Raw genomic sequence first — 21,475 nt, 5'->3', positions numbered from 1 at the left:
GCAACGGAACGGGTCAAGCGGTTGGAAGCGGCTTGGTCGCCTTTTGATAGGCGGCTTGCAGCGCTTTCGTCACGTCCCCCGGTTCGCCGTTTCCGATCAATGTTTCTTCTACTTGGACGATCGGAGTGATCGCCGAGGTGGTGCTCGTCAAAAACAGTTCATCGGCTTCGGCGAGACTGCTGACGGAAAACGCCTTTTCGATGAACGGAATGCCAAGTTCAGCGCAAAATTCCTTCACTTTGGTGCGGACGATGCCGTTTAAAATCCGCTCCGTCGCTGGGTGAGTATAGACGGTTTTGTGCTTGACAAGGAAAATGTTCGATGAACTTCCCTCGGTCACGACGCCGTCGCGGTGGAGAATCGCTTCAAACGCTCCGCGCTCGACGGCTTCTTGTTTTGCAAGTACGTTCGGCAGCAAGTTCAAGCTTTTAATGCAGCAGTACTCCCAGCGGACGTCTTTGGTCAAAATCGCGCGCACGCCGCGCGCCATTTCCTCCGTTTTTCGCGCCATCGGCTGAATGTAGGCGTACAAATTCGGCCGGTTTTCGGCCGGAAATGCATGGCTGCGCGGGAAGCTCCCCCGCGTCACTTGCAAATACAAAATGGCATCTTCGCGCACATCGTTCATGCGGCGCAGCTGCTCGAGCCGCTCAGCCAACTCTTCATGGCTGAACGGAACGGCGAGGCGAATGGCCGCCGCCGAGCGGTATAGGCGGTCTAGATGTTCATGGAGCCAGATGTACGTGCCGCTGTATAGACGAACGACTTCGTAGACGCCGTCGCCAAACTGCAAGCCGCGTTCTTCCATCGGATAGGCGACTTGTTCGGAACGAAGGAAGCCGCGTTCGGTCAAAACATATGCTTTTACGGTCATGGACGTGCACTCCTTTTCTTGTGACAAATCGATCGTCAATCAATTTGATTATATCATAGGGAAAAAATTGTGATGGATGTTCGGGTTGCGAAACATCGTTCTTTTTTGCATAATGGAGCTATTAATCTAGCAAGACGGGGGGATGATCAGTGGAAACGACATGGGAAGCTGGCAAGATGGCGCCGTTTCGCCAAGGAGTGCAAGCGGGGGTGGCGATCGCCATTGGCTATACGCCGATTGCGCTCGCTTTTGGACTACTCGCCAAGACGACCGGGCTGACGCTTGGCGAAACGGTGCTGATGAGCCTTGTTGTCTTTGCCGGCGCTTCGCAATATATTGCCCTCAGTTTGATTGCCGCCGGCACCGGGGCGTTGGAAATCGTGTTGACGACGTTTATTTTAAATATTCGCCATTTTTTAATGTCCGCTTCCCTGAGCGAAAAAGCCGAGCCGGATGCATTTTGGAAAAAAGCGTTGTACGCCTTTGGCATCACCGATGAAACGTTTTCAGTGGCTGCGATGAAAGAGGGGACGGTCAACGCTTCGTATATGTTTGGATTGATTGCCATGGCGTACGGCAGCTGGGTGGTCAATTCCGGCATTGGGCATGCCGTAGGGGCGAGCCTGCCGGAAAGCCTGCAGGAAAGCATGGCGATCGCCTTGTACGCCATGTTTATCGGGCTGCTTGTGCCGGCGTTGAAAAAGCAACGGAAAATCGTATGGCTGGCGGGGCTGTCCGCTTTGTTTAATTCCATCGGCACGTTTGTTCTTCACTTGTCGAAAGGATGGTCGATCGTGTTGGCTACGTTGCTGTCGGCTGTCATCGTTCAATGGCTGGCGAAAGAAGGAGGAAACGGCGATGAATAGCACGATCGTCTGGATGATCATCGGCATGGGAGTCGTGACGTACTTGCCCCGCCTGCTGCCGTTTGTGCTGCTCGGCCGCATCCAGCTGCCGCCGTTTTGGCAAGGGGTGCTGAAAAACGTGCCGTATGCAGTGCTTGGGGCGCTCATTATTCCTGACGTTTTTTTCATCCAAGATGATGTTGTGTTCGGAGCCATTGGTTTTGCGGCGGCTGTCATCGCGGCTTGGTTCGGGGCCAATGTCATGGTCGTCGTTCTTGCCGCGGTTGCGGTCCTCAGTCTGTATTCGCTCGTCGTTTGAACGATGCTGTCTTTGGCAAGGGGGCAAAAGGCGCCGGATTTCCCTGGAACACACATCATCCAGCACAAACAGGTGTCCCGAGTGATCGGGACACCTGTTTGTTGCGGCGATATTACGGCAACTCATTCATAATGGTTTCATATACGTCATCGACGTGAAACCGCGAAGTCCCCATCCCGACCTGCTCAATGACGCGGCCATCGCGGTCAAGCAAGTACGCGAGCGCTGTATGCACAATCATCCCGTTGCCCGGGTCTCGGTATTGAAAATCGAAGGCGTCGGCTGTTTTTTTTGTTTCGTCCTCGCTGCCGCGCAAAAATACCCAGCCTTGCCCGTCGCCGGTTACGCCAAACGTGCGGGCATATGTTTGCAGCTTTTCTTTCGTGTCGCGGGCCGGATCAATCGTGATGGTGATAAATTCGACATCCCGCCCAAATACACCGGCGCTTTCCAGCCGGTCGCGCAGTTTCGCCATTTGCATTGTCGTATTCGGACAAATATCCGGACAGTTTGTATAAATAAACTCAACGAGCCGCACTTTCGGCGGCAAGTCGCCGAACGCATACGGACGCCCCCAGGCAGTTTCCATTGTGACATCGTGGGGAAGGCGCGCGGCAGATGGCTTATAAACGGTAAAGTAAAAGATGCCGGCGCCGATTCCGAACAGTACGAGGCACGCTGCTATCGTATACCACTTTCTCATTCTCATCACTCCTCTATTCATGATCATACCAAAAGTACGGATAGGAAAACGGTGTTGTTTACGAACAGTTTGTGTCTATTTTCCTAATTCAAAAAAAGTTTCAAAAAAAGCTTGCATTTTTTTCTTTCTGTTATATAATAAAACCGTAAATAAAAATAATGTATTATAACAAAGAGATGGGGGAAGGAAAAATGGCGTCATTTGCTGAACGTGTCCGACAATTAGAGGAAAGCTGGAAAAATGAAGAGCGCTGGAAAGGGATCGTCCGCCCGTACAGCGCCGAAGATGTCATTAAACTGCGCGGCTCGATCGATATTGAGCATACGCTCGCTCGGCGCGGCGCAGAAAAACTATGGAAACTGCTCCATACCGAAGACTATGTCCACGCGCTTGGTGCGTTGACGGGGAATCAGGCCGTGCAACAAGTGAAAGCCGGGTTGAAAGCCATTTATTTAAGCGGATGGCAGGTGGCAGCCGACGCCAACCTCGCCGGGCAAATGTATCCGGACCAAAGCTTGTATCCGTCCAACAGTGTTCCGCACGTCGTCAAACGCATTAATCAGGCGTTGCAGCGCGCGGATCAAATTCAATATTTGGAAGGTAGTGGAGACATCGACTACTTTGTTCCGATCGTGGCTGATGCCGAGGCGGGGTTCGGCGGCCAGCTGAACGTGTTTGAGCTCATGAAAGCGATGATCGAAGCGGGAGCGGCCGGTGTCCATTTTGAAGACCAGCTGTCATCGGAGAAAAAATGCGGACATTTGGGCGGAAAGGTGCTTTTGCCGACGCAAACGGCGGTGCGCAACTTGATCGCGGCGCGGCTTGCCGCCGATGTCATGGGCGTCCCGACCGTGCTCATCGCCCGCACGGACGCCAATGCGGCCGACTTGATTACGAGCGACATTGATCCGCGCGATCAACAGTTTATTACCGGTGAACGGACGCCGGAAGGATTTTACCGCACGCGTGCAGGGCTCGATCAGGCGATCGCCCGTGGACTTGCCTATGCGCCGTACGCCGACCTTATTTGGTGCGAAACGAGCGAACCGAATTTGGAAGAAGCGCGCCGGTTTGCGGAAGCCATTCATGAAAAATTCCCTGGCAAGCTGCTGGCGTACAACTGCTCGCCGTCGTTCAACTGGAAGAAAAAATTGGACGACGAAACGATCGCCAAATTCCAGCAAGAGCTCGGCAAAATGGGGTACAAGTTCCAGTTCGTTACTCTGGCTGGATTCCACGCGCTCAACTACAGCATGTTTGAACTGGCGCGCGGCTACAAAGAACGCGGCATGGCTGCATACGCCGAACTGCAGCAAGCAGAATTTGCCGCTGAAAAATATGGCTACACTGCAACGCGCCATCAACGCGAAGTCGGCACCGGCTATTTCGACGAAGTCGCCCAAGTGATCTCCGGCGGCCAATCGTCAACAGTCGCTTTGAAAGGATCGACGGAAGAGGAGCAGTTTACGACCGCTTGACGGCGGCTATTGCCGTATATCGACGGAAGCCCGGTTTGACCGGGCTTTTTTTGCGTATAAAAGGAAAAAGCTGGCGCACTCTATAGACGGAGGGAGGCGATGAAATGGAAAAGAAAAAAGATAGTCTGCCGGAGCTAATCCCTGCCGAATTCCGCGTCAGCACCGATCTCCATTTTGAACAATCGTGGATGAACGAGGAAACGTATGCAGGCGACTCGGTCGGCGAACATACGGCGCTCGAGCAAGCGAACGAGTATTTAGCAATGAAAGAAATCGGCCAGACGTTTGAAAACTCCTGACAATGCCCATGACGATCGTCATGGGATTTTTTGTGCAAAAAACCCGCTAACTTTTTTCAAAATATAGAAAAATATAACTATTAGTGGTATGATAGGAGTGGTGAGTTCGTTGAGAGGAGATGAGACGATGAAAGTAAATGAATTTATCATCCTAAACCATTTCGTCGTGAGCCGTTATACGATGGCGATTCTCCCTTATTTGTTGAACAATGACCTGTATGCAAAGGTCGTCGAGGAAGATGGCGAGTACATTGTCAAACAAACGCCCCTCGACATTATTAGACATAGCTGCGATTATTATGGCTGCAGCTTTCAAGGCAGAAAAGAGGGAACAAAGGCCGTGATCGGCATCACCCACAAAGCGCCGATCGCCATTGAACCGTCCAACGAAATTTACTTCTTTCCCACCGCTTCCCCGAAAGATTCCTGCTGTGTTTGGCTGTCGCATATGCATGTCTATCGGTATGAGCCTGCGAAATATGAGCGGACGGTTGTATACTTCCGCAACGGGAAAAGCGTTGTCCTCGATGTGTCCTGCAAATCTTTCATCAACCAATTGCACCGAACAGCCCAGCTGCGGACGAAACTGTCGGAGCGAATGGAGGCGAGAGAGCGCAAACTGCAATACATATATCGCATGCAGCAAGAAAAGCATGTGACGGAATAACCGCCATGATAAAAAAATGGGTTTTCACAAGCAAAAGTTCAAATTGCGCGGCCGAGCGTGTAAAATAAAAATATAAACGGCATTTGAATGGAGAAAGAACGATGAATATGGAAACTTTGAAACAATGGCTCACGCTCGACCACGTGCTTTCCTTGCTCGACCATTACCGTTCCTTCGGCATATTTCCCGGCATTGCGGCGACGCTGCTCGAGTCGTTTTTTCCGATTTTGCCGATGGTTGTGTTTGTGATGGCGAACGCAGCGGCATTCGGGTTGTGGAAAGGGTTTTTCATTTCTTGGATTGGCGCTTCGCTCGGCTCGCTCATCGTCTTTTGGCTGACGCGGAAGATCGGCCAGCAGCGTTTCTTTCATTTTGTCCGCCGCCATCCAAAAGTGCGCCAGTTTATGCACTGGATTGAACGGCACGGATTCGGGCCGCTGTTTTTGCTGTATTGCTTTCCTTTCACCCCGTCGGCGCTTGTCAATATCGTTGCCGGTCTGTCACGCATCAGCCGCCAGCAGTTTGTATTAGCGGTCTTGCTTGGAAAGATGATCATGATTTTTACGATCAGCTTTATCGGGTATGACTTGGTGGCGCTTGTCCGCCAGCCGTTGCGTACGGCGGCGATCGCTGTTGTTGTGCTGCTGCTTTGGTATGCGGGAAAACGAGTAGAGGCGAGATTTTCGTTGACGGAAAAACAACGCAGCGAGGAGGACGGGGAGTGACCAAACGGAAACAAGGAAAGAAGCGGGGACGCCGCTGGCCATGGCTCGCCGCTGTCGGGTTTGTCGCCATGCTCCGTTTTTTCGTTTTCAGCAATTATATGGTGGAAGGAAAGTCAATGATGCCGACGCTGCAAAGCGGCAATTTGCTGATCGTCAATAAGATCCGTTATGAAATTGCCCCGATTCATCGGTTTGATGTTGTCGTGTTTCACGCCAATCAAAAGGAAGATTACGTGAAACGGGTCATCGGGCTGCCGGGGGATCGGATCGAGTACAAAAACGATGTGCTGTATATTAACGGTCGACAGGTCGATGAACCGTATTTGCGGCCGTATAAGCAGCAACTCCTTAGCGAGAAGCTGACAGGCGATTTTACCCTTGAAGAGGTGACGGGAGAAAAGCGGGTGCCGGCCGGCTGCATTTTTGTCCTTGGCGACAATCGGCTCAGCAGTTGGGACAGCCGCCATTTCGGCTTCGTCAAAATCAGTCAAGTGGTCGGCAAGGTAGACCTCCGCTATTGGCCGTTTCGGGAGATTGCTTTCCATTTTTGAGAAAATGGCGCATCGAGGTGCGGCGGCGGTTTTGCCTAAGGGAGCGGTTGCTTTCAAGGAAGGCAGTTTTTTCTTTACCAAATACGAACATATGTGCTAAAATGGAAGAGATAAAGGAAACGAATGGTGGTGATCGCCGTGTCGCTTCGCTTTTTGCTTGGACGATCGGGAAGCGGGAAGACGGCTATGTGTCTTGCGGAAATCCGCCGCAAGCTGCAGGAAGATCCGAGAGGAAAGACGATTGTTTACCTCGTTCCGGAGCAGATGACGTTTCAATGTGAATACGCCTTAATCCATACCGAGGGAGCAGGAGGAATGATCCGCGCCCAAGTGTTCAGCTTCCCCCGCCTCGCCTGGCGCGTCTTGCAGGAGACGGGAGGCATGAACCGCTACCACGTCCACGATGTCGGCGTGCAAATGATGATTCGCAAAATTATTGAACAGCGGAAACAGGAGCTTAGACTGTTTGGCCGTGCGGCGGACAAAAGCGGTTTTGTCGAGCAGCTGCATGAGATGATCGCCGAATGCAAGCGGTATTGCTTAACGCCGGACGAGCTTCGCCGCCGTGTCGAGGAGCTGGAAAGCGGGCCGAGCCGGCCGGGCCGGCGCCTGCTGGCCGATAAGCTCAGCGATGTCGCGCTCGTTTATGCAGAGCTCGAGCGGAGCTTAAGCGGCCATTACCTCGATTCGGAAGATTATTTGCGCCTGCTCGCCGAACAAATCCCCCGCTCCTGCTATTTGCGCGATGCCGATGTTTATATCGACGGATTCCATCATTTTGCCCCGCAAGAATACATAGTGATTGAGCAGCTTCTTCGTCATTGCCGGCGGGTCACCGTTTGCCTGACGGTCGACCGCCCGTATGATGGTGCGATGCCGGACGAGCTCGACTTGTTTTATCTGCCGGCGCAGACGTACCGCCAGTTGCGCGAGCTTGCCTTGGCCAACGATGTTTTGCTTGAAGAGCCGGTCGTGCTCGCGGAAAACCGACGTCATCAAAGCGGGGCGCTCGCCCATCTCGAGGCGCAGTTTCATCGCCGCCCGCTGCCACCTTACGAAGCGGAAGACGGTGCGGTCTGCCTTTATGAGGCGGCCAACCGCCGCGCAGAACTGGAAGCAGTCGCCCGGGAAATCATCCGCCTTGTCCGCGACGAAGGGGCGCGCTATCGCGACATCGCGCTCGTCATCCGCCAAACGGAGGCGTACCGCGACCTTGTGAAGACGGTGTTTTTTGATTTTGGCATCCCGTATTTTATGGATGAAAAAGAGCCGATGCACCATCATCCGCTCATTGAACTTGTGCGCGCTGCTTTGGAAACCATTTCCACAAACTGGCGGTATGAGGCGGTGTTTCGCGCTGTGAAGACGGATTTGCTCTTTCCGTTGGACGGTGACTTGGTCATGTGGCGCGAGGCAGCCGACAAACTCGAAAACTATGTTCTTGCTTATGGGATGAAGGGGGACAAATGGACGAGCGGCGAGCGCTGGCCGTATCGGCGCTACCGGGCGCTTGACGGGTTGAATGTGCCGCAGACGGATGAAGAACGGCAATTTGAGGACAAGTTGAACGAATGGCGGGAGACGCTGGCCGCCCCGCTCCGCCGCCTTGAGCGCCGTTTGCGCCGGGCTAAGGACGGGCGCGGGTATTGCACGGCGCTATATCTCTTGTTAGAAGAATTGCAGATTCCGAAAAAGCTGGAACAAATGAGCGCGCAGGCGGAAGCGGAAGGCCGCCTCGTGGAAGCGCGCCAGCATGAGCAGGTGTGGAACGCGGTCATCGATTTGCTTGACCAATACGTTGAAATGCTCGGAGCGGAACCGTTGTCGTTAGCCGAATTTGCCAAAATTATCGAGGCCGGGCTTGACCGGCTTGAGTTCTCCCTTGTGCCGCCGGCCATCGATCAAGTGATCGTCGCCCAGCTCGACCGTTCGCGCCTCATCGGCGTGAAGTATGCGTTTGTCATTGGCGCCAACGATGGCGTCATTCCGGCCAGGGCGAAAGAGGATGGGCTTATGGCGGAAATCGAACGGGAGCAGCTGCGCGAACTCGGTGTGGCGCTTGCGCCGGGGAGCCGGGAACAGCTGTTTTACGATCCGTTTTTTATCTACCTGGCGCTTGCCTGTCCAAGCGAACGGCTGTATGTTACATACCCGCTGGCCGATGGCGAAGGGAAAGCGCTCATGCCATCGCCGCTGATTAAACAATTGTCGGAGCTGTTCCCGAAGGTGAAGGTGCGCTTGTGCGGCAACGATCCGTTCGATGCCCCGGAAGAGAAGGCGGAGGCGTTTGTGACAGCGCCGCAGGCGACACAAACGTATTTGGTCAGCCAGCTGCGCGCATGGAAGCGAAACTATGGCATCGATCCGCTTTGGTGGGATGTGTACAACGTGTTCATCGCCCGCCCGGAATGGAACGAGAGGGTGCAAAAGGCGGTGTCGGCGCTGTTTTATACAAACAAAGCTGCGCCGTTGAAAAAACAATGGAGCCGGCGGTTGTACGGAAAAAAAATTCAGGCGAGCGTCTCGCGCATGGAGCAGTTTCAAAAATGCCCGTACGCCCATTTTATTTCACACGGGCTGCGCTTAAAGGAGCGAAGCATTTTCCGCCTCGAGGCGCCGGATGTCGGCCAGTTGTTCCATGCGGCCATTAAACAAATCGCCGACCGGCTGCGCGAACAGCACGTTGATTGGCGCGAACTGTCCCAACCGGATTGCGAGCGTCTGTCGGATGAAGCGGTCGAACGGCTTGCCCCCCTCATTCAACAGCAAGTGCTGTCCAGCTCGTCTCGCTATGAATATATGAAACGGAAATTAAAACACGTTGTCGCCCGCACAACCCACGTGTTGAGCGAGCATGCGCGGGCGAGCGGCTTTGTTCCGATCGGGCTCGAGCTGGCGTTTGGACCGGGCGGCGACTTGCCGCCGCTTCGCTTTCAACTTCGCGACGGGACGGTTATGGAGCTTGTCGGGCGAATCGACCGCGTTGACAAGGCAGAAAGCAGCGAAGGAGTATTTCTTCGCATCATCGATTACAAATCGAGCGCCAAAACGCTTGATTTGACGGAAGTGTATTACGGTTTGGCGTTGCAAATGCTTACCTATTTGGACATTGTGCTCACGTATGCTGAGCAACTTGTCAAACAGCCGGCACTGCCGGCCGGGGTGCTCTATTTCCATGTCCATAATCCGATTGTGAAGGCGAAGCAGTGGCTTGACGATGAAGCGGAGATGGCGAAACAACTTCTTGAGCCGTTTCGGATGCGCGGTCTGCTGCTTGCCGATGTGGAGGCAATCCGGCTGATGGACAGTCAATTGGAAAAAGGGCAGCGGTCGCTGATTGTGCCGGTCAGGCTGACGAGCAGCGGGGCGATTCATTCGCAGTCTTCGGTCGCGAGCGCTTCTGATTTTGATGCGCTTCGCCAGCACGTCCGCCGTCTGTTTGCCGATATTGGCGGACAAATCGCTGACGGCATTGTATCGATTGCCCCGTACAAGCTGAAAAGCAAAACAGCGTGCGACTTTTGCGCCTTTAAGTCCATATGCCAATTTGACGAGGCGCTGTCCGGCAACGAATTCCGAAAGCTTGCCCCACAGACGGGGGAAGACGTGATGAAGAATATAACGAAAGGGAGGGGAGAATCTTGAGCGTTGCGTTTCGCCCGAAGCCGGCCGGAAGCCGGTGGACGGATGAACAGTGGAAAGCCATCGTGGCCGGCGGCCGGGACGTTCTCGTCGCTGCGGCGGCCGGGTCTGGAAAAACGGCCGTTCTTGTTGAGCGAATCATCCAAAAAGTAACGGCGGAAGACGAGGCGACCGATATTGACCGCCTTCTTGTCGTCACGTTTACGAACGCTGCGGCGGCTGAGATGAAAGCGAGGATCGGCGAGGCGCTCGAGCGCGAACTCGCCAAGCGGCCGCATTCGCTCCATTTGCGGCGCCAGCTCAGCCTGCTCAACCGCGCCTCGATTTCGACGCTCCATTCGTTTTGCTTAGATGTCATCCGCAAATATTATTATTTGCTCGATCTGGATCCGTCGTTTCGCATCGCTGATGAGACAGAAATCGAACTGCTGAAAGAGGACGTCCTTGAGGAGCTGCTTGAGGAGGAATATGGAAAGGCGGATAACGAGCGCTTTTTTGCCGTCATTGATGCTTACACCGGAGACCGGAGCGATGCCGAGCTGCAAGACATGATTTTCGCGTTGCATGACTTCTCCCGCTCCCACCCCGCTCCCGATGAATGGCTGAAAGGCCTTGTATCCATGTATGAGGTCGATGAACAGACGCCGCCCGAGTCGCTTTTGCCATCGCGCTATATCAACCAACATGCGGCGATGGAGCTGGCAGCGGCCAAACGGCTCATCGAAAGGGCGTTGCGTCTTGCGCAGGAACCGGGCGGGCCGCGGCCGTATGAGAAACGGCTGCGCGAGGATGCCGCCGTTGTCGCTGAACTTGAAAGATGGCGGTCGCAATCGTGGGAAGGACTGTATCGTGCTTTGCAGTCGCTGGCGTTCGGCCGGCTTCCGGGCTGTCGCGGCGATGGCTATGACAAGTGGCTCGTCGATGAGGCGAAATCGCTTCGCGACCAGGCGAAGAAGAAACTGGAAGCGCTGCGCGACAACATATTTTCGCTGCCCCCGTCTGTCTGGATCCGCCATATGCGGGAGATGAAGCCGGCGGTTGAGACGATCGTTGCGCTTGTCCGCCGTTTTTCCGCTAGGTTTCAAGCCGTGAAACGTGAAAAAGGGATCGTCGACTTTTCTGATTTGGAACATTATTGTCTGCATGTTTTGCGGCAGCGCGACCCGAAAACGGGCGAATGGCAGCCATCGGCGGCCGCTTTGGAGTACCAAGCGCAGTTTGATGAAGTGCTTGTCGATGAGTATCAAGATACGAACCTTGTGCAAGAAGCGATTTTGCAGCTCGTCAAAAAAGGAAGCGAGCGGACTGGCAACTTATTTATGGTCGGCGATGTCAAGCAGTCGATTTATCGTTTTCGCCTCGCCGAGCCGATGCTGTTTTTGGACAAATACAAACGGTTTGCCGCTGATGGGGCCGCAGGGGGAATGAGAATTGATTTGGCGCGCAATTTCCGCAGCCGCGCCGAGGTGCTGGACGGCACGAACTTCCTTTTTGCACAAATCATGGGGGAAACCGTTGGGGAGATGGCGTACGATGAAGCAGCCCAGCTTAAGTATGGCGCCGATTATCCGGATGGGGCGGATACTGTTCCGGAAGTGATGATCATCAACCGGCAGCGCGCGGCGGAAGAAGAGGACGAAGAGGCAGCGGAGCTTGAGGGCTCCGAGCTGGAGGCGCGCCTAATGGCCGAGAAAATCAAAGAAATCGTGTCGCGGCCATTTTATGTGCATGACCGCTCAAGCGGGCAACCGCGGCGTGCCATGTACCGAGACATCGTTGTGCTCGTCCGTTCGATGACGAACGCCCCGCAAATGATCGAGCAGCTGCAGGCGCACGGCATTCCGGCGGCTGCCGATTTATCGTCCGGCTACTTTCAGGCGACGGAAGTTTCGGTGATGCTGTCGCTTCTGAAAGTCATTGACAACCCGCACCAAGACATTCCGCTCGCCGCTGTGCTCCGCTCGCCGCTGTTTCGCTTTGATGAAAACGAGCTGGCCATGATCCGCCTCGCCGATCCAAAAGGAACGTTTTATGAGGCGCTTCAGTTGTTCCGGCAAAAGCCGGCGGAAACGGATGAGGAGGAGGCCGCCAAGAAAAAAGCGGCCGCGTTTTTGGAGCAGCTCGGGCGCTGGCGCACGATGGCCCGCCGCCGCTCGTTGGCCGACCTCATCTGGCAGCTGTATCGCGATACACAATTTTACGATTTTGTCGGCGCGCTGCCGGGTGGAAAGCAACGGCAGGCCAATTTGCGTGCCTTGTATGATCGCGCCCGCCAATACGAATCGACGGCCTTTCGCGGGCTGTTCCGCTTTCTCCGCTTTATTGAGCGGCTGCAGGAGCGCGGCGATGATTTAGGAGCAGCCCGGCCGCTTGGTGAGCAGGAAGATGTCGTGCGGGTGATGACGATCCATAGCAGCAAAGGGCTCGAGTTTCCGGTCGTCTTTCTGGCCGGACTCGCCCGCCCGTTTTATACGCGGGATTTGCATCATCCGTACTTGTTGGATAAAGAGCTCGGCTTTGGCGCCCGTTTTGTCCACCCACAGCTGCGCATCAGCTATCCAACGCTGCCATTGCTGGCGATCCAAGTGAAAAAGCGGCTTGAGCTGCTCGCCGAGGAAATGCGCATTTTGTACGTTGCGCTGACAAGAGCGAAAGAGAAGCTTTATTTGCTCGCCGCGGTCAACGATGCCGATAAGGAGATCGAAAAATGGAAAGGCGTTGCGGGAGAACGCGAATGGCTGCTTCCCGACGATGTGCGAGCATCGGCCCGTTCCTATTTAGACTGGATCGGCCGGGCGCTCATTCGCCACCGCGACGGGTGCATTTTAGCGGGAGAGAAGGCGCCGGATGAAATCGCCTCCCATCCGTCCGTATGGCGCATTGCCATTGTGCCCGCGGCCGAGCTGCGCAGCGGCGAGGCGGCTGCCGACCAGGCGGACGAGAGCGTGCTCGCTGCGCTTGAACATGGCCGCCCGGTTCCGGCTGGCGGCGGCTGGAAAGAGGAAGCAGAGCGGCGTTTGTTATGGCGGTATCGCTATGAAAAAGGGACGATTGTGCGCGCCAAACAGTCGGTGTCGGAGCTGAAAGAGCAACGGGTGCTGTTTGGCGAGCTGGCGAGTGAATGGCCGCTGCGCCAAGGAACAGCGCCGATTTTCTCGCGGCCGCGCTTTATGCAGGAAAAAACGTTGACGCCGATGGAAAAAGGAACCGCGCTTCATATCGTCATGCGCCATCTCGACTTGCGTGCGCCGGTCAGTGAAGCGTCCATCCGTGAGCAAATGGGTCGGCTCATCGAAAAAGAGCTGTTGTCGGCCGAGCAAGCCGAAGCGGTCGATGCGGCCGCGATCGCCGCCTTTTTCGCTACGGATATCGGCCGCCGCCTTTGCGCCGCCCGCGAGGTGCACCGGGAAGTGCCATTCAGTCTAGGGCTTCCGGCTTCCCATCTTTACGGGCATGACGGGATGGAAGACGACCGCCGGGTGCTTGTCCAAGGGGTGATTGACTGTGTGTTTGCGGATGAGCGCGGTTATGTGATGATCGACTATAAAACGGATGAGGTGACCGGCCGTTTTGCCGGCCAGAAAGAGGAGGCCGCCCGCTTTTTGCTCGGCCGCTACGGAACGCAAATGCGCCTGTATCGGCAAGCGATTGAGCAAATTTGGCGCGTGCCGGTAGCGGAGTGCTATTTGTATTCGTTTGACGGCCAATACATTATCGCGGTGGAATGACGCGGAGGGGGAAAGACCATGCGCATTTTGCATACGGCAGACTGGCATCTCGGGCGGACGCTTGAAGGCCGAAGCCGGTTGGCGGAGCAAGAGGCGTTTATCGACGAACTTGTCGAGATTGTAGCAAAAGAACAAATCGATGTCGTCTTGATGGCTGGCGATGTGTTCGATTCCGTCAATCCGCCGGCGGCGGCGGAGCAGCTGTTTTACGAGAGTTTGGCCCGACTGTCCGATAAAGGCCGGCGTCCGGTTGCGGTCATCAGCGGCAACCATGACCATCCGGACCGCATCAGCGCCGCCCGGCCGCTGCTTTCCGACTACAACATTTTCCTTTTTGGCCGCCCACAGGCGGAAGTTTGCCGAATTGACGTTCCGTCGTGCGGCGAGGCGATGATGCTTGCGCCGTTGGCGTACCCGTCTGAATCGCGGCTCGCTGAGCTATTGTCATCCGACCATAAGGAAACCGCGCTTCGCGATCGGTACGACGACCGCATCCGGGCGTTGTTCGCTGCGATGGCCGCCTCATTTGCCGATGAAACTGTCAATGTTGTGATGAGCCATCTATACGTGGCTGGCGGCCATACGTCCGATTCCGAGCGGCCGATTGAGGTGGGCGGCGCCTATACGGTGGCGGCTGCCAGTTTGCCCGGGGCGGCGCAATACGTGGCGCTCGGTCATTTGCACCGCCCGCAGGACGTCAGACGGGCGGAGACGGCGGCGCGCTACGCCGGTTCACCGCTTGCTTACAGCTTTTCCGAAGCTGGGCACACCAAGTCGGTGACGGTTGTCGACGTCCAGCCGGGCGGAAAGGCCAACGTGACGGAGATTCCGCTTGTTTCCGGCAAACCGCTTGTCCGTTGGAAGGCGACGGACGGACTTACCCAAGTGTATCGTTGGTGCGAGGAAGGAAGAGACCGGTCGTGCTGGATCGATTTAGAGGTCCATGTAAACGAGCCGTTGACAATGGAAGAGATTCAACGGCTGCGCAAGCTTCATCAAGGGTTTATCCATATCCGCCCGGTGTTTCCGGAACGGGAGCGGGAGGCGGCGGCTGAAACAGACCGCAAACCGCTTTCCCTTGTGGAAATGTTCCGGCGTTTTTACGAACGTCAAACCGGCGGACAAACACCGGATGAAGAGCTCGTGCGCCTTTTTTTGGAATTGGCGGCCGAGGAGAAGGAAGGGGAAGGAGAAGAGGAATGAAGCCAATTTCCTTGACGATCGCCGGGCTTCATAGCTTTCGTGAAAAACAAACGATCGATTTTACGGCCCTTTGCGACGGCGGCGTATTCGGCATTTTTGGACCGACCGGAAGCGGCAAATCGACGATTTTGGATGCCATCACGCTCGCGCTGTTCGGAAGTGTCGGACGGGCGGCCAATCGGACACAAGCGATCATCAACCACGCTGAAAAGGAACTGTTCGTTTCCTTTACGTTCGAATTGGAAAATGCCGCTGGGGCAAAACGGTACACGGTGGAACGCAGTTTGAAAAGGGCGGATGAATGGCGGACGCGGAGCGCCGTCTGCCGGTTGATCGAACATCAGGCCGAGCCGGTCGTGCTCGCGGACAAGCTCTCTGATGTAGACAAGGCGGTCGTACAGCTGCTTGGTTTGACTATGGAAGATTTTACCCGCGCTGTCGTTTTGCCGCAAGGGAAGTTTGCCGAGTTTTTATCCCTCAAAGGGGCGGAGCGCCGGCAAATGCTGCAGCGCCTGTTCCATCTTGAACGATACGGTGACGAGTTGAATAAAAAGTTAAAAGAGCGGCTCGCCGCCGCGGAGCAGGAATGGCAAAAAATCGAAGCGGAAAAAGCGGGGCTCGGCGATGCTTCGAAAGCGGCGCTTGAGCAGGCAGAAGCCGAGGAGCGGGAGCTTGCGGCGCTGTTTGCCAAGCGCAAAAAAGAGCTTGAGAAAATCGAGGCAGACGTCGAACGGGCGAGGCAGCTTCGGGCGTGGCAGCAGGAAAAAGAAGCGGTTGAAGCGGAATTATCGGCATTGCGCCGGCGGGAGCCCGAAGTGCGGGCGCTTGAAGCGAAAAAAGGGCGGGCCGAGCAGGCGGAGCGCATTTGGCCGTACTGGGAGCAGTACGAACAGATGCGCCTCCTGCAGGCCGCGGCGTTGCAGCGGCAGGAGGCGGCGTTGCGACAGTTGGAGGCGGCCAAAGCCCACTATGAGGATGCCGTGCGCCGCTATGAGCAGGCGCGGCAGGAAAAAGCGCGGCGCGAGCCGGAGCTGTTGGTGCAAATGGAGCGGCTGCGGCAGGCGGAGCAGCTCGAACGGCAAATGGAAACACTCAAGGCGGAGCTCGCCGCCCTCCATGAGGAGTGGAACCGCTTGGCGGACCGGGAAAAAGCGGTGCAGCGTCAGTTCGAGGAAGCGGAGGCCTGGTACGCGCGCGGCTTGGCGCGCCAACAGGAGCTGAAAGAAGAGTTGCAGCGGCATGCCGCTGCGCTCGCTGGCAAAGACGAAATAGAGCGCGCCTGCGAAGAGAAGCGGCGCATTGAGCAAACGGCGTCCGCTCTCGCCCGCGTCGATGTGCAGCTCCAGCAAAAGGAAGCTGCCTGGCGCCAAGCCGAACGAGAGCGGGCTGAGCGGGAGCGCCGCGCCGCCGCTGCCGGCGCCCGCCTTCATCAACTGTTTCAGCTTGTTGAACAAACGCACCATTCCGTCTGCAGCCGGCAACAAGATATCGAAAAGCGGCTGCATGTTTTGCGGCGACAGATCGAGGTGGAGCAGCAACGGATCGAAGAGGCGCAGACGGCCGAACTGGCAGCGGTTCTGGCTGAGCGGCTCCGTCCCGGTGAACCGTGCCCGGTGTGCGGCTCGCGTGAGCACCCGCATCCGTCCGCCAGGCCGCAGACGGTAGCCTCTGGTCGGTTGTCTGAGCTCGAGCAAGAGCGGCAGCGTTGCGAACAAGATTTGCAGACACTGTTCTCATTCAAGGCGCAGCTTGAGCAGCTTGCCGCGCTGGCGGCCAGCCACGGGACACCCCCTGTTCAGGCGGCTGTCCGCCCGGCAGGCGAAACCGTCGATATGGCCGTTGAAGTCCGGGCGCTCGGGCAGGATGTCATTGAACGAAAGGAAGCGGTTTACCGGGCGTTGTCGCAGTGGAATGAGGCGGAAGCGGCGCGGCGTGAAGCGGAAAACGCCTGCCGATGGGCGGCAGCGGATATCGAAGCGCTGCAAGCAGAGAAACAGCGCCTTGAAGAGGAGAAACAGCAGCTTGAACGGCAGTGGCGCGAGGCGCATCCTTCCTTTTCACTGGAAACGATCGCGGTGGTTTACGAGCAGCTGCGCGAACAAGAGAAAATGTGGCGTGATGTACAAAAACGGCTTGAAGACAGCGTTCCATTTTTAGAAGAAAAACAAAGAGCAAAAGAACAGGCGGCTGAGGAGCGTCGCCGGCTTGAAGCGGAGCGGGTGCGCCTCGAATCGCTTATGAGCGCCAAACAGGAGCTGTGGAAAGAATATGAGAGGCAACGGCGCGAGAAGGCCGGACCTGGCCCGGCAGGTGTGCAGCTTCGGGAAGCGGAAGCCGAATGGCGCCGGCTGCAAAACGGCGAACAGCAGGCGTACGATGAATGGCAGCGCGCCCAACAGCAATACCAGGCGACAGAAAGTGAGGCGAAGGCAGCGAAGCAGGCGTGCGAGGAAGCGGCCCGCCGCGAGGAAGAAGCGCTCGCTCGCTGGCGCCGCGCCTTGGCCGGCACTGTGTTCGCTGATGCTGAAGAAGTGCGAATGTCGAGGGCGGCAAAAGCGCAATGTGATGAATGGGACGAAGCCATCCGCCTTTACTGGCGCCAGGTCGAGCAGGCTGAGCACCGCCGCGCCCAGCTGGCGGCTGTCATCGGCGAAGAAGCGGTGAGCGCTGAACAATGGGAGATGATGCAGCAAGTATACAACGAGTTGAAAGCGCACACCGAGATGATGACCGAGCAGCTTGGCGCGGTGCGCGGAAAAGTGGCGGAGCTGAGAAAAAAACATGTCCGTTTTGTTGAATTGGAGGCGAGGCAGGCAACTCTCGGCCGCCAAATTGAGCGGTACAAACAGCTGCAAACGTTGCTTCGCGGCAACAGTTTTGTCGAATTTATGGCGGAAGAGCAACTCGAACAGGTAACCATCATGGCGTCTGAGCGGCTGCAGCAGTTGACGCGCCATCGCTATGCGCTTGAGCTCGATTCGCAAGGCGGGTTTTTGATTCGCGATGATGCCAACGGGGGGGTGCGGCGGCCGGTGTCGACGCTGTCCGGCGGGGAAACGTTTTTGACATCGCTGTCGTTGGCGCTGGCGCTGTCGGCGCAAATTCAGTTGCGCGGTGAATATCCGCTCCGGTTTTTCTTTTTGGACGAGGGGTTTGGCACATTGGATGCCGAGCTGCTCGATACGGTCGTTTCTGCTTTGGAAAAGTTGCATACGCAGCAGCTGGCTGTCGGCGTCATCAGCCATGTCCAAGAGATTCGCAACCGGCTGCCGCGCCGTCTCATTGTCGAGCCGGCGGAGCCGTCCGGCCCCGGCACGCGCGTCCGGCTTGAATGGATGTAACCCGTCTGTCGGGAGCAGTGCTTGGCGGATGCGTTGCCAGCGGCCGCTGCGCCGGCTGGTTAGTCCGGCCCACTGGATTGAAGGAACGGGGGGATAGGGGGCGGTCCTTGCCCCCATTTAGTTGTTGGCGGCCACGTTTTGGTCAGATACATCGGGATCAAACGCATTTGTAAAGCTGATTGCGTTGTTTGTCATGATAAAGTCGCCGGTGTTGAACCCGCCGGATCCAGCCTGCGTTTTCGTGGCGACTTTTGGTGCGATATACAAGCAGTCGCCCATTTGCACGACCGCGCCGCTGCCGACGCTGTTGATTTTGATCGGACCGACGAATGAAGGCATTACAGCTCTTCCTTTCTATATAGACTCCCATGACAAAAAGATTTCGTCACCATCGGAGGAATGAAAATGCCGCTATGTCGAACTCTGAAACCTTGCACATTTTGAAGTTCGGGTATTTTCAGGATAGATGCAATTTGAAGATTTACCATTTGCAACTTTTACCGAGTATTTGATCGACTGTCGGGCGACCGAACAACGCCACTTCCAGACCCATTATATAGGTCTGTGAAGCAGGCGGTTGTTCGGTCCTCCGTCACGCCAAGGCGTGACGGAGAAGCCTGTGGCTTTCCCTCGACAGTCGAAAAGGGGCAAACCGTTTTTCCGTCAGGGGACATGTTAAACTTCCTCGTTGCCTCTATATATCTGCTGCTGACGGCATCGGGCCGGCCAGCTGGCGGATATGTTTGATGCGCGCTTCGCCTTCAGCGATGGAGGTTGAGCCGATGTGGACAACGGCCGAAGAGGAGATCCCTAGCACGCGGATCGACCGGACGGAAATGACCGGGGATTCGTGGAGCGTCTGTTGTGATGCAACCGGCGGCGGGGAAGACCAGCGTGGAATCGGCTTGGTAAAAATCGGGAATGTTTGTTCCCCTTCTGGCCCGAAAAACAGCTCGTATTGCCGCTGCACGGCTAAAGCGCGTGTGCGGGCGGAAATCCGTTCAGAGTCGCCGATTTGCAGCACAGAGCTAATAATCAACGTTTCGGCATGGAGCGCCTGAACGATCGATGTCCGTTTCACGATGCCCCACCCCGAGCCGGCACGAGCGGGACAAACGGGCCGATGATGAGCGATTCCGGCGGCGTATCAAACGCAGACGATAAGTTGATCACATCAGCATCGCCGATTAAAAACAGCGAGGCGCTGGCGACGGCTGTCAAGCGGATGTCCCCGACATGCACGTCGCGGTTAATGACGGTATAATTCACGTTGATTCCTCCCCTGAAGGCAAGTGTTTCAAAAACGCGTCGAGCGATTGTTCAATATCCGCTTTCACTTTTTGGAAGATCTCGTTTTCGACCGTTTCATCGCGATCGCCCGCGGGAACATAGCCTTGGTTTGCTTTCTCTTGCAAATAAAAGCGGATGCGTTCATCCGTCTGTCGGGCGATATCTTGCAAAATAAACTGCCGGTACGTATCATCAAGGCGGCGGTTGTATTGCTGCTCAAGCCGCTTCAATGTTTCTGTCGCCTCACTGTTTAAGTAGGCGGCTACTTTTTCCTGAATCGGGCGCATCAACACCGGCTCCGGCTTTGGGACGACGGTTTTCACCGGTTCGACAGCGAAATCTTCGATGGTGCCGCCGGCCCCCGGTGGGGCGATGCCGATATTGAGCGTTCCTTCGAGCGTTTCCACTTTCAGCTGGTCAAATTTGTATTCAATCCGCTCGATCGTAGTGCGCGGCTGCGATTCCAGCTCCCGCAGCCGGGCTTCGAGAACGGAAAGACGTCGTTCGAGCGTCCGTACTTTGTTTGTCTGCCATAATAAATAGCGGCGCAGTTGGACGAAATAGTCGTATATACTCATGGTGCACCATCATCCTCTCTACATTCCCCTCTTACTTCAATATATGGACGGCCTGTCGTCCTCATCACTTTTTTTCTCTGCATTTAGCGGGTGGCCGAATGGAGAGGAACGAGAGGAGCGGACGGCTGGGCGGCGGTGCCAAGCGGCACGGTCGCTTGCGAAGCCGGGCCAGTGAAACCGCCGGTGTTGGCAAGCGTTGACAATGCTTGGATGCTGCCGGCGCTGCCGATTTGCAAAACGGATGAGTTGGTGACGGAGCCAATCCGCAATTGATGGATGCAAATGCTTTGGCTGATGTAAACATTCAACCTCCTTCTCCTCCTTCATACGTTCCCGACGACATTTTCATCGGCGACATCGGCGTCATTCGTATTCGTATTGCTGTAATAGTTATAGATATGAAGCCCGTCGCCGGTGTTGAACGAACCGGCGCCAGCGAACGTTTTCGTCACGCTTTGCGGGGAAATCGCAAACACATCGCCAATATGGAACACGCCGCTGCTTCCGATGCTGTTCAGTTTGACGACTCCGACAAAAGCCGGCATGTGGGCATGCTCCCTTCCTTGTTTTCTTCGTTGATACTAGTGTATGGGCGCAAGCCGGCTGACGTTCGCCCTAATTGTTCGCGGCGTTGTTCGCGTCTATCATATCCGGATCGCCGGTGTTGGTAAAGCTGACGAACGTATTCGTCTGCAGGAAGTCCCCGTTGTTGCCGCCGCCTGAGCCGGTATTGGATTTCAACGTGCTCTTTGGTGTGATTTGCAAGACGTCGCCGAAATTCACCGTGCCGTCGCCGCTGACATGGGTGATTTTAATTGGACCGCTGATAAATGAAGGCATGAAGAGCCCCCTCCTTTTTCGTCGTGTCGCTATCGTTATTGTATGAAAACGGAGAAAAAACGGTTCAATGCGGGGTGAGAGTCCAATTGAGGAAAGCAGCTCCCGCGTATGATAAAGAAAGGGAACGGGCAGAAAGGAAGGGGAAAGGGGATGCCAGCAATCGTCATTGGTGGGATCAAAGTGACGAACGTAAGCGGCAATGGCACTGTCAACATGGGCGATGTGCTGCAAATCGCTCCGAAAAGCACCACGAAGTCAAACTCAGGTGCCGGCGGCGGCAATACTGGCGATTTCTTGCAAACGAATACGTTTTGCAGCGTCACGAATACGGTCGATCCGGATGTCTTGGACGCCGGGGTGAAAGGAAATAACTAGCTATTGTCGAGACGACT

21 protein-coding genes are annotated in these 21,475 nt (G+C 55.8%); 12 read left to right on the top strand and 9 right to left on the bottom strand.

Annotation, left to right across the window (positions count from 1 at the left end):
* Positions 1 to 13: 13 nt before the first annotated feature.
* Entirely contained in the window at positions 14 to 874 is an 861-nt protein-coding gene (dat, locus tag CV944_RS05235; RefSeq protein ID WP_033011618.1) for a D-amino-acid transaminase, read from the bottom strand.
* A gap of 149 nt (positions 875 to 1,023) precedes the next feature.
* Here dat and CV944_RS05230 point away from each other — a divergent pair, with 149 nt between their 5' ends.
* Entirely contained in the window at positions 1,024 to 1,740 is a 717-nt protein-coding gene (locus tag CV944_RS05230) for an AzlC family ABC transporter permease (RefSeq protein WP_100663930.1), read from the top strand.
* A complete protein-coding gene (locus CV944_RS05225) occupies positions 1,733 to 2,038 on the top strand; it encodes an AzlD domain-containing protein (RefSeq protein WP_033011622.1) in 306 nt (101 codons plus the stop codon). The genes CV944_RS05230 and CV944_RS05225 overlap by 8 nt, the downstream gene beginning before the upstream one ends.
* Before the next feature lie 112 nt (positions 2,039 to 2,150).
* Here the strand turns inward: CV944_RS05225 and CV944_RS05220 are convergent, their stop codons facing one another.
* Positions 2,151 to 2,741 (bottom strand): SCO family protein, encoded by a 591-nt coding sequence (locus CV944_RS05220; protein ID WP_033011623.1) that lies wholly within the window; start codon positions 2,739 to 2,741, stop codon positions 2,151 to 2,153.
* 191 nt (positions 2,742 to 2,932) lie between these two features.
* Here CV944_RS05220 and aceA point away from each other — a divergent pair, with 191 nt between their 5' ends.
* The 9 genes from aceA (at position 2,933) to CV944_RS05175 (ending at position 18,375) form a co-directional block, all read left to right on the top strand.
* Positions 2,933 to 4,219 (top strand): isocitrate lyase, encoded by a 1,287-nt coding sequence (gene aceA, locus CV944_RS05215; RefSeq protein WP_033011624.1) that lies wholly within the window; start codon positions 2,933 to 2,935, stop codon positions 4,217 to 4,219.
* Between the two features lie 104 nt (positions 4,220 to 4,323).
* Positions 4,324 to 4,518, top strand: coding sequence for a hypothetical protein (locus tag CV944_RS05210; protein WP_033011626.1), 195 nt, complete (start codon positions 4,324 to 4,326; stop codon positions 4,516 to 4,518).
* 127 nt (positions 4,519 to 4,645) lie between these two features.
* Complete coding sequence (locus CV944_RS05205; protein ID WP_033011628.1) at positions 4,646 to 5,185, top strand: competence protein ComK; 540 nt, start codon at positions 4,646 to 4,648, stop codon at positions 5,183 to 5,185.
* Between the two features lie 101 nt (positions 5,186 to 5,286).
* Positions 5,287 to 5,910, top strand: coding sequence for a TVP38/TMEM64 family protein (locus tag CV944_RS05200; RefSeq protein ID WP_033011630.1), 624 nt, complete (start codon positions 5,287 to 5,289; stop codon positions 5,908 to 5,910).
* Positions 5,907 to 6,461, top strand: a complete 555-nt coding sequence (gene lepB, locus CV944_RS05195; RefSeq protein WP_044746232.1) for a signal peptidase I — start codon at positions 5,907 to 5,909, stop codon at positions 6,459 to 6,461. The genes CV944_RS05200 and lepB overlap by 4 nt, the downstream gene beginning before the upstream one ends.
* A 138-nt stretch (positions 6,462 to 6,599) precedes the next feature.
* Entirely contained in the window at positions 6,600 to 10,106 is a 3,507-nt protein-coding gene (gene addB / locus CV944_RS05190) for a helicase-exonuclease AddAB subunit AddB (protein ID WP_289668838.1), read from the top strand.
* Positions 10,103 to 13,831, top strand: coding sequence for a helicase-exonuclease AddAB subunit AddA (gene addA / locus CV944_RS05185; RefSeq protein ID WP_033011636.1), 3,729 nt, complete (start codon positions 10,103 to 10,105; stop codon positions 13,829 to 13,831). The genes addB and addA overlap by 4 nt, the downstream gene beginning before the upstream one ends.
* Positions 13,832 to 13,849: 18 nt before the next feature.
* Positions 13,850 to 15,034, top strand: coding sequence for an exonuclease SbcCD subunit D (locus CV944_RS05180; protein ID WP_033024812.1), 1,185 nt, complete (start codon positions 13,850 to 13,852; stop codon positions 15,032 to 15,034).
* Entirely contained in the window at positions 15,031 to 18,375 is a 3,345-nt protein-coding gene (locus CV944_RS05175; protein WP_100663929.1) for an AAA family ATPase, read from the top strand. The genes CV944_RS05180 and CV944_RS05175 overlap by 4 nt, the downstream gene beginning before the upstream one ends.
* Before the next feature lie 117 nt (positions 18,376 to 18,492).
* Here the strand turns inward: CV944_RS05175 and CV944_RS05170 are convergent, their stop codons facing one another.
* The 7 genes from CV944_RS05170 to CV944_RS05135 all read right to left on the bottom strand — a co-directional run bounded on the left by CV944_RS05170 (position 18,493) and on the right by CV944_RS05135 (position 21,083).
* A complete protein-coding gene (locus CV944_RS05170; RefSeq protein ID WP_033011644.1) occupies positions 18,493 to 18,714 on the bottom strand; it encodes a spore germination protein in 222 nt (73 codons plus the stop codon).
* A 355-nt stretch (positions 18,715 to 19,069) separates the two neighbouring features.
* Positions 19,070 to 19,456, bottom strand: coding sequence for a spore germination protein GerPE (locus tag CV944_RS05160; protein WP_033011646.1), 387 nt, complete (start codon positions 19,454 to 19,456; stop codon positions 19,070 to 19,072).
* Complete coding sequence (locus tag CV944_RS05155; protein ID WP_033011648.1) at positions 19,453 to 19,644, bottom strand: hypothetical protein; 192 nt, start codon at positions 19,642 to 19,644, stop codon at positions 19,453 to 19,455. Before CV944_RS05155 ends, CV944_RS05160 begins: the two co-directional genes overlap by 4 nt.
* Complete coding sequence (gene gerPC / locus CV944_RS05150; protein ID WP_100663928.1) at positions 19,641 to 20,243, bottom strand: spore germination protein GerPC; 603 nt, start codon at positions 20,241 to 20,243, stop codon at positions 19,641 to 19,643. The genes CV944_RS05155 and gerPC overlap by 4 nt, the downstream gene beginning before the upstream one ends.
* 83 nt (positions 20,244 to 20,326) lie before the next feature.
* Positions 20,327 to 20,551 carry a spore germination protein GerPB gene (locus CV944_RS05145; RefSeq protein ID WP_033011652.1) on the bottom strand — a complete coding sequence of 75 codons (225 nt, stop codon included), beginning with the start codon at positions 20,549 to 20,551 and terminating at the stop codon, positions 20,327 to 20,329.
* Positions 20,552 to 20,566: 15 nt separating this feature from the next.
* The gene (locus CV944_RS05140) at positions 20,567 to 20,788 is read right to left on the bottom strand and encodes a spore germination protein (RefSeq protein WP_011230193.1); all 222 of its coding nucleotides are present in this window, start codon (positions 20,786 to 20,788) and stop codon (positions 20,567 to 20,569) included.
* A 70-nt stretch (positions 20,789 to 20,858) separates the two neighbouring features.
* Complete coding sequence (locus CV944_RS05135; RefSeq protein ID WP_013146200.1) at positions 20,859 to 21,083, bottom strand: spore germination protein; 225 nt, start codon at positions 21,081 to 21,083, stop codon at positions 20,859 to 20,861.
* Positions 21,084 to 21,233: 150 nt separating this feature from the next.
* On the opposite strand from CV944_RS05135, the gene CV944_RS05130 reads away from it, so the two are divergent.
* Positions 21,234 to 21,458 (top strand): spore germination protein, encoded by a 225-nt coding sequence (locus CV944_RS05130; RefSeq protein WP_011230195.1) that lies wholly within the window; start codon positions 21,234 to 21,236, stop codon positions 21,456 to 21,458.
* The last annotated feature ends 17 nt before the right edge of the window (positions 21,459 to 21,475 follow it).

Origin of the sequence: Geobacillus sp. WSUCF-018B, assembly GCF_002809985.1 — a bacterium.
Taxonomy (GTDB): domain Bacteria; phylum Bacillota; class Bacilli; order Bacillales; family Anoxybacillaceae; genus Geobacillus; species Geobacillus thermophilus.
Note: the sequence above shows the minus strand (reverse complement) of the source record. Positions and strands in the feature narration are given on the sequence as shown.

What these genes read in the sequence shown, in the direction of transcription:
- CV944_RS05225 (WP_033011622.1), top strand. Translation starts at nt 1,733, where the DNA reads ATGAATAGCACGATCGTCTGGATGATCATCGGCATGGGAGTCGTGACG.
- dat (WP_033011618.1), bottom strand. Translation starts at nt 874, where the DNA reads ATGACCGTAAAAGCATATGTTTTGACCGAACGCGGCTTCCTTCGTTCC.
- CV944_RS05140 (WP_011230193.1), bottom strand. Translation starts at nt 20,788, where the DNA reads ATGCCGGCTTTTGTCGGAGTCGTCAAACTGAACAGCATCGGAAGCAGC.
- CV944_RS05220 (WP_033011623.1), bottom strand. Translation starts at nt 2,741, where the DNA reads ATGAGAAAGTGGTATACGATAGCAGCGTGCCTCGTACTGTTCGGAATC.
- CV944_RS05210 (WP_033011626.1), top strand. Translation starts at nt 4,324, where the DNA reads ATGGAAAAGAAAAAAGATAGTCTGCCGGAGCTAATCCCTGCCGAATTC.
- CV944_RS05135 (WP_013146200.1), bottom strand. Translation starts at nt 21,083, where the DNA reads ATGCCTTCATTTATCAGCGGTCCAATTAAAATCACCCATGTCAGCGGC.
- CV944_RS05200 (WP_033011630.1), top strand. Translation starts at nt 5,287, where the DNA reads ATGAATATGGAAACTTTGAAACAATGGCTCACGCTCGACCACGTGCTT.
- CV944_RS05130 (WP_011230195.1), top strand. Translation starts at nt 21,234, where the DNA reads ATGCCAGCAATCGTCATTGGTGGGATCAAAGTGACGAACGTAAGCGGC.
- CV944_RS05180 (WP_033024812.1), top strand. Translation starts at nt 13,850, where the DNA reads ATGCGCATTTTGCATACGGCAGACTGGCATCTCGGGCGGACGCTTGAA.
- CV944_RS05170 (WP_033011644.1), bottom strand. Translation starts at nt 18,714, where the DNA reads ATGCCTTCATTCGTCGGTCCGATCAAAATCAACAGCGTCGGCAGCGGC.
- aceA (WP_033011624.1), top strand. Translation starts at nt 2,933, where the DNA reads ATGGCGTCATTTGCTGAACGTGTCCGACAATTAGAGGAAAGCTGGAAA.
- gerPC (WP_100663928.1), bottom strand. Translation starts at nt 20,243, where the DNA reads ATGAGTATATACGACTATTTCGTCCAACTGCGCCGCTATTTATTATGG.
- CV944_RS05205 (WP_033011628.1), top strand. Translation starts at nt 4,646, where the DNA reads ATGAAAGTAAATGAATTTATCATCCTAAACCATTTCGTCGTGAGCCGT.
- CV944_RS05175 (WP_100663929.1), top strand. Translation starts at nt 15,031, where the DNA reads ATGAAGCCAATTTCCTTGACGATCGCCGGGCTTCATAGCTTTCGTGAA.